At 61.6% G+C, this 13,040-nt stretch carries 14 protein-coding genes; 5 read left to right on the top strand and 9 right to left on the bottom strand.

Features of this window, described 5'->3' with window-relative positions:
* Positions 1 to 19: 19 nt before the first annotated feature.
* From G3N64_RS16925 to G3N64_RS16910, 4 genes are all read right to left on the bottom strand, one after another.
* Entirely contained in the window at positions 20 to 943 is a 924-nt protein-coding gene (locus G3N64_RS16925) for a DMT family transporter (RefSeq protein WP_205784952.1), read from the bottom strand.
* Between the two features lie 90 nt (positions 944 to 1,033).
* Positions 1,034 to 1,687: an oxygen-insensitive NAD(P)H nitroreductase gene (gene nfsB / locus G3N64_RS16920; RefSeq protein ID WP_205784951.1), complete on the bottom strand. Its 654-nt coding sequence runs from the start codon at positions 1,685 to 1,687 to the stop codon at positions 1,034 to 1,036.
* Between the two features lie 36 nt (positions 1,688 to 1,723).
* A complete protein-coding gene (locus tag G3N64_RS16915) occupies positions 1,724 to 2,947 on the bottom strand; it encodes an L-dopachrome tautomerase-related protein (protein ID WP_205784968.1) in 1,224 nt (407 codons plus the stop codon).
* A gap of 62 nt (positions 2,948 to 3,009) precedes the next feature.
* Complete coding sequence (locus G3N64_RS16910) at positions 3,010 to 4,017, bottom strand: zinc-binding alcohol dehydrogenase family protein (protein ID WP_205784950.1); 1,008 nt, start codon at positions 4,015 to 4,017, stop codon at positions 3,010 to 3,012.
* Positions 4,018 to 4,157: 140 nt separating this feature from the next.
* Here G3N64_RS16910 and G3N64_RS16905 point away from each other — a divergent pair, with 140 nt between their 5' ends.
* From G3N64_RS16905 to G3N64_RS16890, 4 genes are all read left to right on the top strand, one after another.
* The gene (locus tag G3N64_RS16905) at positions 4,158 to 5,090 is read left to right on the top strand and encodes a LysR family transcriptional regulator (RefSeq protein ID WP_205784949.1); all 933 of its coding nucleotides are present in this window, start codon (positions 4,158 to 4,160) and stop codon (positions 5,088 to 5,090) included.
* A 470-nt stretch (positions 5,091 to 5,560) separates the two neighbouring features.
* Entirely contained in the window at positions 5,561 to 5,929 is a 369-nt protein-coding gene (locus G3N64_RS16900; protein ID WP_205784948.1) for a BON domain-containing protein, read from the top strand.
* Positions 5,930 to 6,356: 427 nt separating this feature from the next.
* Positions 6,357 to 6,893: a carboxymuconolactone decarboxylase family protein gene (locus G3N64_RS16895; protein ID WP_205784947.1), complete on the top strand. Its 537-nt coding sequence runs from the start codon at positions 6,357 to 6,359 to the stop codon at positions 6,891 to 6,893.
* Between the two features lie 227 nt (positions 6,894 to 7,120).
* On the top strand, positions 7,121 to 7,408 hold the full coding sequence (locus G3N64_RS16890) for a putative quinol monooxygenase (protein WP_205784946.1): 288 nt from the start codon (positions 7,121 to 7,123) through the stop codon (positions 7,406 to 7,408).
* A 105-nt stretch (positions 7,409 to 7,513) separates the two neighbouring features.
* Here G3N64_RS16890 and G3N64_RS16885 read toward each other — a convergent pair whose 3' ends face one another.
* From G3N64_RS16885 to G3N64_RS16865, 5 genes are all read right to left on the bottom strand, one after another.
* A complete protein-coding gene (locus tag G3N64_RS16885) occupies positions 7,514 to 8,233 on the bottom strand; it encodes an LrgB family protein (protein ID WP_205784945.1) in 720 nt (239 codons plus the stop codon).
* Positions 8,223 to 8,591 carry a CidA/LrgA family protein gene (locus tag G3N64_RS16880; protein WP_205784944.1) on the bottom strand — a complete coding sequence of 123 codons (369 nt, stop codon included), beginning with the start codon at positions 8,589 to 8,591 and terminating at the stop codon, positions 8,223 to 8,225. Before G3N64_RS16880 ends, G3N64_RS16885 begins: the two co-directional genes overlap by 11 nt.
* 224 nt (positions 8,592 to 8,815) lie before the next feature.
* On the bottom strand, positions 8,816 to 10,051 hold the full coding sequence (locus tag G3N64_RS16875; RefSeq protein ID WP_346778820.1) for an MFS transporter: 1,236 nt from the start codon (positions 10,049 to 10,051) through the stop codon (positions 8,816 to 8,818).
* Between the two features lie 148 nt (positions 10,052 to 10,199).
* A complete protein-coding gene (locus G3N64_RS16870) occupies positions 10,200 to 11,060 on the bottom strand; it encodes an N-acyl homoserine lactonase family protein (RefSeq protein WP_205784943.1) in 861 nt (286 codons plus the stop codon).
* A gap of 140 nt (positions 11,061 to 11,200) precedes the next feature.
* Entirely contained in the window at positions 11,201 to 11,749 is a 549-nt protein-coding gene (locus G3N64_RS16865; protein ID WP_205784942.1) for a TetR/AcrR family transcriptional regulator, read from the bottom strand.
* Between the two features lie 526 nt (positions 11,750 to 12,275).
* On the opposite strand from G3N64_RS16865, the gene G3N64_RS16860 reads away from it, so the two are divergent.
* Complete coding sequence (locus tag G3N64_RS16860) at positions 12,276 to 12,842, top strand: TetR/AcrR family transcriptional regulator (protein ID WP_205784941.1); 567 nt, start codon at positions 12,276 to 12,278, stop codon at positions 12,840 to 12,842.
* Positions 12,843 to 13,040 lie beyond the last annotated feature (198 nt).

Raw genomic sequence — 13,040 nt, 5'->3', positions numbered from 1 at the left:
CTGGTTCAGACAATCAAGGTCAGCGTGATGCGATAGAGAGCGCGATGCCGGCCACGATGAGAACGACGCTTGCCGCAAGTCCCATCGTGAGATGCTCGTGAAGAAAGAGGACCGACGTCATGAGGCCGACGACGGGAACGCCTAACATCGCCGTCGCCATGCTCGTGCTCGACATGCGCGTGTTGGCGGCATTCACCGCGCAAAAGCAAAATGCCGTTGCAATCGGACCGATGTAGACCAGCGCCGATGTCAGGCTGAGGCTGCCGTCGCCCGTGTAGGGTCCCTCGAGCACTCTGGCAAGCACGGCGAGCGGTACGGCGGCAACGAGCATTTGCCAGGGCGCGAGCACGTAGGCGCTCGACGCGCTGCGGAAATGCCGGAGATGAAGAATGCAGACTGCCCAGCACAGCGACGCGCCGAGCAGCATGACGTGCGCGACAACGGCCTGACGATCGTGCCAGTCGACATCGAGCGGATTGAAAAGCAACAGGACCCCGGCCACGCCAAGTGCCGTGCCGAATGCTTTACGCACGGACAGGTGCTCGCGAAATGCCAGCACCGACACGGGCGTCACCCAGATCGGCGTCGTATAGGCGAGCACGGCGGAACGGCCGGCGCTCACGTGGTGCAGCGCGACGGCGCTCATCGCGGTGAACGCCAACATCTGAAGCAAGCCGACGCTGGCGAGAAACGGCAGGTCGGCGCGCTTCGGCAAGCGCAGCGTCCCGGTCGCAGCTTGCACGACGAACAGGCACAGCGCCCCGGATGCGAACCTTGCTGCCGACAGCCACAGCGGTGTGACGTGCGCCAGGCCGAGCTTCATCGCCGGCCAGTTCGCACCCCACAACAAAATCGCCGCGCCCAATAACAGCGCACCGCCATATCTGGACGAGGGCACGGTCGCGGTGCGGCCGTGCGTGTCCATCCGAATCAACTCGGACATGATGACGCTCCTCGAAGTCGTGCAGCCGAGCGTGCGCGAAACGGTAGCTCGGAACGCTTGCCGCGCGGGCGGCAAGCCTGCTTGGGGTGATCAGATGAATGTGAATATCCGTTCGCGCGGCAGCCGCGATTTGGGCAGATCCGCGTTGAAGTCGTCGCCGCTGCGAAAACCCAGGGACACGATGACGACGCTCGTCAGGCCCTGTTCGCGCAGGCCCAGGCTCGCATCGAGCGCGCGGCTGTCGAACCCTTCCATCGGCGTTGCATCGACGCCGAGGACCGCCGCGCCGACCAGCAGGCCGCCCAGCGCCAGATAGACCTGCTTTTCCATCCATTGCGGCGTATCGCGCAGCTCGTATTTGTGCATGTCGACGTACGAGCGGCGGCTCTTGTTCTGCGCGGCGCGCATTTCGGCGGTCTTGAATCGACCATCCACCGATTCGCGCTCCAGAATGGCCTGAAGGTGTTCTTCGTCCATGTCGGTCCGCATGCACATCGCGATGACGTGCGATGCATTGACGACCTTGGCCTCGTTGTACGCGTAGGCGCCCGTCGTGGCGGCCGCGATGCGCGCGCGGCCTTCCGGTGTCGCGGCCACCACGAAGTGCCACGGTTGAGAATTCACCGAGGACGGCGACTGGTGAAGCAGCGACAGCAATGTTTCGACCTGCGTGGCGGGAAGCGACTTGCCGCCCTCGAAGGCTTTGACGGTATGGCGGGCATGAATGGCGTCGGCAAGATTCATGTGCGGGACTCCGGTTGTCGGCGATGGCGAAAGGGATTAACGGGTGGGTGCGGGACCTGCGCCGATACGTACGCGGAACAATGCGTACGGCTTCTGGCGCTCGTCCTTGCCGCCGTGGAATACCGGTTGGCGGTGAAGCTGGTTCGCGGTGAAGTAGAGGTAACCGTCCGGGCCGACCGAGAGCGTGTCGGGCCACAGCACGCGCGGATCGTGCAGGATCGTCTGCCACTCGCCGCCCGGTTCGAGCTTGCGAATCGAGTTGTGCTCGTAATCGCCGGCATAGACATTGCCGTTCGCGTCGCTGGCAAGACCGTCGGACGCCCCTTTCTCCCCGAGATCCTTCACCGCGGCCGCCAGTTGCGCGTCGCTGATCGACGGATCGCGCAGCATCGCGGTCGGAATCGAGTAGAGATGGCGGCTCGACAGCGGGCAGTAGTAGAGGGTCTGGCCGTCCGCGGAGAGCGCGATGCCGTCGGACGCCACGGAAAAGGGCTTGGTGGTCCCGTTCGGGTCGCGGACTTTCAAAGACTGGCCTTCGACGACCGGGACGAAACGCGGGTCGGCCGATGTCGACACGTCGCCGGTCAGGCGGCGTATCGCCTTTCCGCTGTCGAGGTCGATCACGATCAGGCCGCCGATGCCCGACAGCGAGGAGTCGGTCACGTAAGCGACCCCGGCCTTTCCGATGCGAAAATCGAAGCGCATGTCGTTCACATAGGTCTGGGCGCGCATCACGTTCGCGGGGAATACGATCGTCTTGACCACACGGTTCGTCTCCAGATCGACGGCGACGAGCTTGGCGCCGCCGGCGACCGGCTCCGAAAAATTGGGCGCGGCGGTGTCCAGGATCCAGAGCCGACCGTGACCGTCGGCAACGACGCTTTGGACGCTCAGGAAGTGCGTGGACGGGTGCGCCGCATCGGCACGGTTGATCTCGGCGTTTGGATATGCGATGACGCGACCGTCACGCAACTCGCCGACAGTGAACGGCACGGCGTCTCCCCAGCGCGGGAAATTGACGAAAATCCGGCCGTTCTCGGTAACCGTGACGCCGGTGGGCATCGGGCCGGAAAAGGTGGCCACCGTGTCCATCGCGCCGATGGTGCGGTCGGCCGCCTGAACCGCAGGCGACGTTGCTGGCGCAGATGGTTGCGCAAGCAACGGGCTCGCAAACAGCGTGAAGCTCAGGCCGGCCGCCAATGCGGTTGCCGTGCGGCGGATGGACGTGAATCGCGTGATGTGCTGATGCGGGAAGTGCATGTTTGTTCTCCGGTCTTGTCCAGCATTTTTGGAATGGCGATACAGGGCTTCGTCGGCGTGCGTCAAAAGCCTTCCAGCACGATCTTTCCTCGCGCGCGACCGCTCTCGATGAGGGCATGGGCGCGCCGGAGATTTTCGGCATTGACGGTTCCGAAGTGATCGGCCATGGTCGTGCGCAACGTACCGTCGTCGATCAGGGTGGAGACGCGCTCGAGGATTTCGTGCTGTCTGACCATGTCGGCGGTTTCGAACAGCGATCGTGTGAACATGAGTTCCCAATGAAGCGAAATCGACTTTCGTTTGAGCGGCATTGCGTCCAGCGTGTCGGGGTCGTCGATGACGGCAAGTCGGCCTTGCGGCGCCAGTGCCTCGACGAGCTGCGCGTAATGGACGTCCGTCTGAGTGAGGCTGGCTACGTAGCGCACTTGCGGAGCACCGATGCGGCGCAGGCCTTCGAGTAGCGGCTGGGTATGGTCGATGACGTCATGTGCACCGAGCGCTTGCGCCCATGCGCGCGTTTCGGGGCGAGAGGCCGTTCCGATTACACGCAGCCCCGTCAGTCGACGTGCCAGTTGCGTCAGCATGGAGCCGACGCCGCCGGCCGCACCGACGATCAGCAATGCATCGCCGGCACCGGTGCCCTCGGCAATCCCGAGGCGATCAAAGAGCAGTTCCCACGCCGTCAGCGACGTAAGCGGCAACGCTGCCGCTTGAGCGTCGGAGAGCGTCGCAGGCTTGCGGCCCGCAATACGCTCGTCGACCAGAACATATTGCGCATACGCGCCGGGCCGAGCGATCGAGCCTGCGAAGAAAACCTTGTCTCCCGGAGCGAACATGGAAACGTTGCTTCCGATTGCCTCGACGGTTCCGACGGCGTCCCATCCGAGGATCCGCGGCTGCTCGGTGGGCGACCCCATGCGAACCTTCGTGTCGACGGGATTGACGGCGATCGCGTCGACCTTCACCAGCAAGTCGCGCGGCGCGGCTTCAGGCTTGGGCACCTCGGCATCGAAAAGGGACTCGGGATGGTCCGCGGGCAGGCCATGTTGTGTATAGACAACCGCTTTCATGGATGAACTCCGAATGGTGTTTGAGTAGCGCTGGGCTGCTCGCTGCAGACCGGGCGCCGGCGTGTGAGTGAAATACTGCTCGACCTCAACTGCGGGAAAAACGAGTTACATTAGGGAGGACTTTCACTCCAGGAATGAAAATGGTGCGGCTCGAGGACCTTCAACTATTCGTGCGAGCCGCGGCGCTCGGCAGCTTCTCGAATGCGGCGAGGGAAGCCGATCTGCTGCCGGGACAGGTGAGCGCCGCGATTCAAAGGCTCGAGCGCGAGCTGGATACCCGTCTTTTTGCGCGCTCCACCCGAAGTCTGAAACTCACCGCGGAAGGGGAGCAGTACCTCCCCTATGCGGAGGAAGTGCTCTCCATGGTTCACGAGGGGCGCGAGCGGCTGCACGGAGGAAAGCACGCGTTGCAAGGTACGTTGCGAATCGCCGCACCGTCGGATATCGGACGCAACGCATTGCTTTCGTGGCTCGGCGTGTTCCGCGATGCGCATCCGAAGCTGGTGCTGAAGCTGTCGTTGTCCGACTACGTGACCGACGTATTTCGCGATCCGGTGGACGTGGCTATCCGCTATGGCGCGCCGGAGGCGGCGAGCTACGTCGCGCTTGCGCTCGCCGAAAGCAACCGAAGAGTGCTCGTCGCCTCTCCGGAATACGTGAAACGACATGGCTCGCCTGCGTCGCTCGACGAGCTGGTTTTGCACGACTGTTTGCCGTACGTGCTCGGCGGGCGTGTCTACGATCGCTGGTTGTTCCCGGCAAGCGGCGTGAGGCGGCAGGTCACGGTGAAGGGTGTGCTGCTGTGCGACGATGCCGAAATTGCGAGGCGCTGGGCCGTCGAGGGCCGGGGCATTGCCTACAAGTCGTGGCTCGACGTTCATGACGACGTCAGAGCGGGGCGCCTGAAGGTATTGCTGCCCGATCAGCGAGGCGAGGCGGCTCCGCTGAGCCTCGTGTGTCCGCATCGTCGCCAGTTCTCGCCGGCGGTCAGATACCTTCATGCGCACCTCCGCGAACGGATTTCGCCGATGATCGCCGCGATGCGCGACTACGTTGGCGACGCGATGGAGTGACACGGCCTTGTTCGCCGCGCGGGCGGGGACGTGCGGAGGTGAATGCGGAACGGCGCGCAACGTAGTATTCATCAGCTTCTCGGCTCCAATGCGGGACGGTATCCGGTCCCGAAGTTTCGTCAACGTCCAGTCGCGCTGGTCCAGAGCAACCGAGCGTTCCGGCTGGCAGATCTCGCACGTTCGAACGTGGTTCCGGCGCCTTTCGGGTCATCGGCAACACATGCAACCAGTTTGGCGTTTCGGCGCTGCCCGGAAAATCGCCTCGCCGTGTATTCGAGCTAGTCGAAAATAATTAATGCACCTATGCGCAGGTATAGGTCGCTTGCGGGCACCGGTGCGGGAAGGCGAAGATCGCGCCTTGAACGCTGTTTTCAGGGAGAGGCCATTGAGGTCGACCAAATGTTTTCTTACCATTCACTCGGGTTTTATCCCTTGATAACTTTGCCTTCACGTGGGTTAAGGAGAGTGTGATGAAGAAAACTATCGCATCGATGCTGTATGTCAGTTATTTGGCCTTTGGTATTTCGGCCCATGCGGCGGAGCAGAATACTGCTCCGCCGTCGGAGCAGGTCGTCAGCCAGAAAGAAGTGACGAAGAGTGAAAAGAAGGCGCAACGCGCTGCCGATCGCGCGCTGTCGCGGAAAATCGTATGGGCGCTGTCGAAAACGAAAGGATTGAATGCAATCAACGTGATGGTGCTCGCGCGTCGGGGAGCCGTGACCCTGACCGGCTACGTGCCCGACAGCGAACAAGTCCAGCTTGCCGGCGACAGTGCCGCGCGCGTCGCAGGCGTGACGTCAGTCGCCAACAATCTGGTGCCGGGCGAACCGGGCGGTTGATTGCCGTCGTCGGAAGTTGACGTGCGCGTACCGATGCGTTCGCGCACCGCGCGGTGTTCGCGGCGGCCGAGGTCCGATTTTAAATGGTGCATGGTGCCATGCGCGGAAAATGTTAACGCTGCGCCTGAAAGCGAATGCCCTGCATGCGAAATTGATCTCCCCGATGTTGACGAGTAAAGTCTGTTTTCCGGTGAATCGAATTCCAATTCAATTGGAAAATTTTTATGATGGTAACTGCTGAAATTAAACCGGGTCGCGGCTTCGCGATGTAGATAATTGTTGTGCGCGTTGCGCAATACGACTCATTCGGCATTTTTCCGTGGTTATTTGGCAGTAAAGCCAGGGGGCGCGGGCTCTGACTCGTAACCTCGCTATCCTGTCGGCCGTTTCCGGTCGGCACTTCATTATCCAACCTGTTGAGAGATATATGACACGCTTGACTACTCTGAAGCCGTCGGAAGCTACCGGCGAAACCGCAGCTGTGTTCGGTCAGATCAAGGCCGCACTTGGGAAGGTCCCGAACGCCTACGCGACCATCGGCACGCATAGCCCGGCCGGTCTTGCGGCCATGTTGAACGTCGATGCAGCGATCGCGGCAAGTTCTCTGGATCAGGCCGATATTGAAACGGTGCGCCTCGCGGTAAGCGCGCTGTCCGGTTGCGACTATTGCCTTGCCGCTCATACGATGCTCGGCAGGATGTCGGGTCTCACGCCGGAAGTGATGAAGAATATCCGCGCCGGTCGCGCGTCGGGGGAGGCGCGGCGTGATGCGCTGCTCGCGTTCGTGCGAGCGATCGCGACGACGCGCGATACCGCGCCCGCTGGCGTGCTGGAGGCGGTGCTGGAGGCAGGGTATACCGAGCGCCAGGTCATCGAGATCATCCTGGTCATGACATCGATCACGTTCACCAACCTGGTGAATCGCGTGAACGACACTACGCTGGACTTTCCAGCAGTCGACTGAACGCGTCGGGCGTCAGCTTGACTGACGATCAGCACCTGGTGTTTCCTTCCGAAACGCCACGCAGCGCCCGTCGGGCGCTGCGTGCATTGACGCTCGCGAAGCAGTTCGAAGGCTGAATGAGCGGCGGAGTGCTATGCCGACGAACCGATTCGTTCGATCATGTCGTCGTACTGGCGCGTCAAAGGAAAGCAGATGCTCGAAAGATCCCTTTACGATGGAGGATGAAAATGTCAAAGCAGTTTGTCGTTGCCACGATTACCGCGGATCCGCAACACGCCAAGGCGGTGGAAGAGGCGCTGTTGGCCGCCGTGCCGGCTGTCCGGACCGAGGATGGGTGCGAGCAGTATGATCTGCATCGAGACCGCGACGCTTCTCATCGCTTTACGATGATCGAGCGATGGCGCGACGAACGTGCGCTCAAGGTCCACGGCGAAGCTCCGGCATTCCAGAAGCTGGCGCGCGAGCTTGCGGGCAAGGCGACGCTCGATGTCGTGCTGCTCGAGAAACTGATCTAAACGAACCGGAATCATTCTGGAACAAGCCGGTGGCCGGATCGAATTCCGGCCGCCGTTGCTTTTCGTTCGTTCGATAGAGGCCTGATGTGGCGTGCGCGACGTTGATCATCGAACGAGCAGCGCGAGGACGGGCGCGACGAGCGCGGTCAGGACACCGTTCATTCCAATGGCCAGGCCGCCGAATGCGCCAGCTGTTTCGCTGATGGCCAGCATGCGCGCCGTCGCGAGCCCGTGGCCTGCCGTTCCGGCCGCAAGCCCATGAGCCCGGATATCCATTATTCGCATCGCCTTCATGGCTGCGCCGATCTGCAGAACTGCGACTATGCCGGTAAAGAGCGTGAAGGTCGCGGTCAACGACGAGTCGCCCCCTATGTGCCGAGAGATGCTCATGGCAATAGGCGTCGTCGCGGAATGTGCAATCAACGACGTCGTCACGACAGGCGCGGCGCCCAGCGCCTTGCTGATGAACGCGGCACTACCTGCGGATACGATTGAACCGACTACGAGCGCAGGGACAAGCGCCTGAGCGGTTCTGCGGATGTGGCGCAAGCTGCGGAACATGGGGATGGCGAGCGCTACGGTCGCGGGCCCGAGCAGAAAGTGAACGTACTGCGCCCCCGCGAAATAGTCGGCGTATGACACGTGCATGACCGACAGAAGTACGACAAGTATCAGCACGGCGATGAGAACCGGATGAGCCAGCACGTTCCCCTGCGCGAGCCGATTCACGAGGAGTCCGGCACGATAGGCGAGAAGCGTCGCGAGCAGTCCCCAAAGCGGCTGGTGCTCCAGCACGGCCCATGCGGAAGAGAGATTAGATGTCATGGCTTGCTTCCGATTCGACTCGAAGCGTTTTGCCGAGCTTCTCCATGATCCATCCCGTCGTCGCCAGTCCGAGCAACGTCGAAACGAAGATGGAGATGGCAATGCGCCACCAGTCCGTGGTCAGCTGATGCAGTCCTGTCATCAGTCCGGTGGCCGCGGGCACGAACAGCATTGCCAGCCACGACAGCAGACTTTTGCTGAATCCTTCCAGCTCCGCTGACGGGCCGCCCTTCCAGACGAGAAATGCGAGCAGCAGGAGCATGCCGATCAACGGACCTGGAACGGCCGCGCCCGTCAGGTGCGCGAGCGTCTCGCCAATGAGCTGGCTGACGAGGAGGGTCGACAAGGCATTCAACATGATGTTCCGGCCTCAAGGGTTCGAGCGAATGGGAGAGGGCAGCTGAATTGTCTTGCGCCGATCAATCGAGGTGTAGCCCGAAATATCGAGAAACAGTTTCTGCGAAGAACGGAAAAAGCGCTTGCCTATCGCCGGCAATCAGTCGAGACGCCTGCCGGGTAAGTCGAATGCTCGACCACCCGGCATGCTGGAATATCCGCGGACCGTGCCTTGTTTCGGTCGCCTCATGATTGAAGCGATTCCCGACATACGGTCGCGCAGCCCTTCGCGTTGACCGACGCACGGGACACGAGCAGGCTGCCGGTCGCCAGCGCAAGAAACGCCAGTGAACTGCCGATCGACCCTGTCAAACCGAACGCGGGATAGACCCACCCCGCGACGGCGGAGCCGACGCCGATGCCGCAAAACACGAAGGACGCGGTCAAGGCCAACGCAATGCCGCGCCATTGCGGTACGAGTTCGACGATGCGCCGTTGCTGTGATGGCCACAGCAGGTCGGTTGCGAACGCCCATGCCGTCAGTGCGACAAAAAGCAGGTGGAGGCTGGGGGGCGTGAACCAGAGAAATACCAGGTCCGCCGCAAGCAGGGCGAGGCCGGCGAGCAGCATCGCTTCCGCGCTATAGCGCCGCGCTGCGCGCGTCACGAACAGGTTGCCTGCGACGCCGGCCACGCCCAGCACCACGAGCGAAGTCGACACCATGTCGGCCCCTGCATGGAATACGTCGCGAATGATGGGTGCGATAAAAGCGTACGTCGAATAGACGCCGGCCGCGATGAAGAACACGACCAGAAATGCACTGAGCGTATCGGTGCGCGTCAGAAGAGAGACCATCGTTGCGAATTCGATGTTCTCGCCCCTGCTCGTGTCGGGTACTGCCCAAACGATGAGCGCGGCGGTCACGGCGCCGGCAAGTCCGACGGCGACGAAGAGCGACCGTGCGCCCCATGCGTGGGCGATCCATGCGGACAGCGGCATGCCCACCAGGCCGGCGACGCTCAAGCCGAGCAGCACGCTGGCAATCGCGCTGCCCTGCTGGTCGCGATCGACGAGGCTCGACCCCAATGCGCCGAGCACCGGGCCGATGAAACCTGCGCCGAGTCCCATCAGCACCCGCGACAGCAGCAGCACGGGATAATTCGGCGCGGCCGCCAGCAGGAGGGCAGCCGTACTGAACAGCGCCAAGCCGAGCAGTACCTGGCGACGGCGTCGCAGATGTCCAAAACCGACTTGCAGCAGCGGAGCGGCGAAAGCGAACGTCACACCGAACACGGTAACGAGATAAACACTTTGAGAATCCGCGAGTCCCCATTGACGCGATATCGAGTCGAGGCTGCCGACGACGGAGAGCGCGCCCGTCGCCTGTACGAAGTACGCGAGGCTGAGGATGTGGAGCGCGCGCGCCGTCCGCGCGGAAAAGGGTGTAGCCATGAGAGAGTCCTTTCGAGGCTTGAGAAGCACGCAACGCGGCAACGAGACGGACGGGCACGCACCGATCAACCGACTAACTGCCGATCGTGTGCAGAACCAGCGCGGCCGCGGCGTGGAATGCGCCCGCGACGACAATCAACAGTCCGAGCGTTCGACGCAGAAGGCCGGGCATATGGGTTCAGCCCTGCGTCAATGGCGTGTAATTCGACGCCTTCGTGACATCGGCCTGCGGGTTCGAGATGGCGTTTTCCATCAGGCCGACCACCTTCCCGCCGCTCACCAGCGCAGGCACGTCGTGGCTTGGCAGCAAGAAGCGGCTCGTCGCAAGCGCGCGCTTGATCGCGCGCTTCTCGTCGAGTGTCGACATCGCGCGGTTCGCAGTGATGGTGGGCTCGTGCGCAGCCTGGTCGAGAATCGGGTCGATCAACTGATCCTTCAGGTTGTATGCGATGTCGCCGCTGATGTTGGCGATGCCTTCGTCGGTTTCGACGAGCACCGACAGCGAACCCGGCGTATGGCCACCGGAAAGGCGGACCGCGACACCCGGGATGACCTCTTCCTCGAACGTGCCGTCCACGTCGAACAGCCGGATTGCGCCGCGCGTATGCAGGCGGTCGATCAGATGCTTCGTATCGGCTGCGGTGTACATCAGCGGGCCCATGATCCCGGATGCCGCAAATTCCAGCTCGCGACGCGAGATACCGACGGTTGTCGTCATGGGAAATCGGTCGGTCATGCCGACGTGATCGATATGCGCGTGCGTATGGACGATGTGACGGATATCGCTCATCTTCAGGCCGTGTTGAGCGAGGTGATACTCGATCGTCATCTCTGGCGTGACTTCGTATGGCAGACCGAATTCAGCGTACTGCTCGACGCTGCGCGAACCCGTATCGACGAGCACCGGATGCGGGCCACCCGTGATCAGAAACCCGAGCACCGGTATCGTCACCTGCTTGCCGGGTTCGCGAAACAGGACGAGGCCGCTCGAATCGAGCGACATGTTGCCGAAGTTGATCGGGTGAATCTTCAAGCTCATGGCTGCTCTCCGCTGTTGATCGGTGCTTTATTGAACCGATCGGTTCAGTATGATCAAGCGGACGAGGCGGAGCCAATTAAAAAAACCAATCGGTTCAAAACGATTGGTCTATCGCGAAGAGAGCCGACCGCGGACGAGCGTCAGAGGAGTCGTAGCGCTTGCATGAAGGCGCCGACGGCGTCGCCTTCGGCCAGGGCGGGCAAATTGCGTTCGATGCAATAGCCGGCAAAGAACACCGTGACGATCGTGGCGATGGTCGCGGCAGGCAGTTGATGAGGCTCGGCCTCGATATTGTCGATGATCTGCGGGATCAGCCGATGGTGATACGCGCCGACGACTTCGCGCACGCGGTCGGACAGCGACGGGAATTCACGGATCGAATTGACGGAGAAACAACCTACGCAGCCATCGTCTTGCGGGTCGCCCAGCCGCAGGAAGCGCTCGATGTTGCCGTAACTTTTCGGCTCCGCGGTAAGGACCTGCAGCGCCCCGCGATGTTCGTAGTAGTAGACGAGGGTATGCAGGAACAAGTCTTCCTTGTCCCCGAACTCCGCATAGAGCCCGGACTTGTTGACGCCCGATGTCCGTTCCAGCTGCTGGAGCGATGTTCCGGCGAAGCCGTACTTCCAAAAGAGCGGGAGGATCTTTTGCAAGACGCCTTCGCGACTGAATTTTTTGGGTCTGCTCATGCCAGTCACACCGTAAGATGATTTGCAATCATTTTAAACCGAACGGTTTTTTTTATCGTTCGCGCTAGCGCTAGTTGCCGTACTTATGGCAATCAGACGCGAACGCGGTTCGGGCACCGACGCTGTAGTGAGAAGGCATTCGGTCGTAGCGGGGCGGACCCGGCGTTTAACGAGCTTGTGACGCGCGCTGTACCAAGCCCACGGTCTGTGCCCTGATGCAGAACCTATCGGGGCTGCTGCGGTGCTTGACGGTGCGCGTCAAGGAATCATGAAATGGCATGGTGCGAACACGTGTGCAAGTCAATCAACTGCGCGGATTGCGGTTGCTCGGTTCCGAAGCTTGACCATGGCCGCTCCGCATTAGCGGAATAGTCGGACACGGTTAGCGCGCGAGCGGACACAATTAGCAGAATCTACGAACTGCAACAGCCGCACGCTTGCCGACACCCGGGATCCGGCAGGCCTTTCATCGCACCCAATAAAAAAGATCTTGACTATCTATCTACAAGTAGATAATGTTCGATCCATGGAAACGAAGACGACCGTCCGCGATCAGATTCTCGACCACGCGATCACGCTGATGATGCTGCGCGGTTACAACGGCTTCAGCTATCGAGACCTGTCCGATCTGGTTGGCGTGAAGACGTCGAGCATCCACTACTACTTCCCGTCGAAAGACGATCTCGTTCTGGAAGCGGTGGCGGCGTACAGCGACGAAGTGGTTGCGGCGATGCGCGCGATCGATCCGGCGTTGCCGGCCGACGTCAAGCTGAGCCTCTACACGAAGCTGTTCGGCAGAACGCTTGGCGACGGCAATCAGATCTGTCTGTGCGGCATGCTCGCGGCGGACATCGAATCGTTGCCGGAGCGCGTGCGGCAGGCGGTTCAGGCCTTTTTCAAGGCCAACGAGAACTGGCTCGCCGAGTTGCTGGCGCAGGGCGCGAAGGAGCGCACGCTGCAGTTCAGCGGCACGCCGGAAACGGCGGCGCGCACGTTGTACGCGGCGTTCCAGGGCAGCGTGCTGGCCAGCCGGCTGTTTCATACGCGGGCGCGTCTCGAGGATGTCGAGGCCGTCTGGAAAACCCGGTCCTGACGGACGGGGCAGGCAGTCAGGCGGTTCGCCGCCTTTTGTTGGGGTTAGTTATCTATCTCGTAGTAGATAGATAATCGGGCGGATGGATTCGATCATCCGCATTTTTTGGGGATATGCATCTATCTATGAGTAGATAAACAAGCGTGATGCCGGCGGCCAGGCCGTCGGCGCGCGATCCCGGGTTGGAAGGCTGTTTCA

The organism is Burkholderia sp. Ac-20344, from assembly GCF_017104975.1.
GTDB lineage: Bacteria > Pseudomonadota > Gammaproteobacteria > Burkholderiales > Burkholderiaceae > Burkholderia.
Note: the sequence above shows the minus strand (reverse complement) of the source record. Positions and strands in the feature narration are given on the sequence as shown.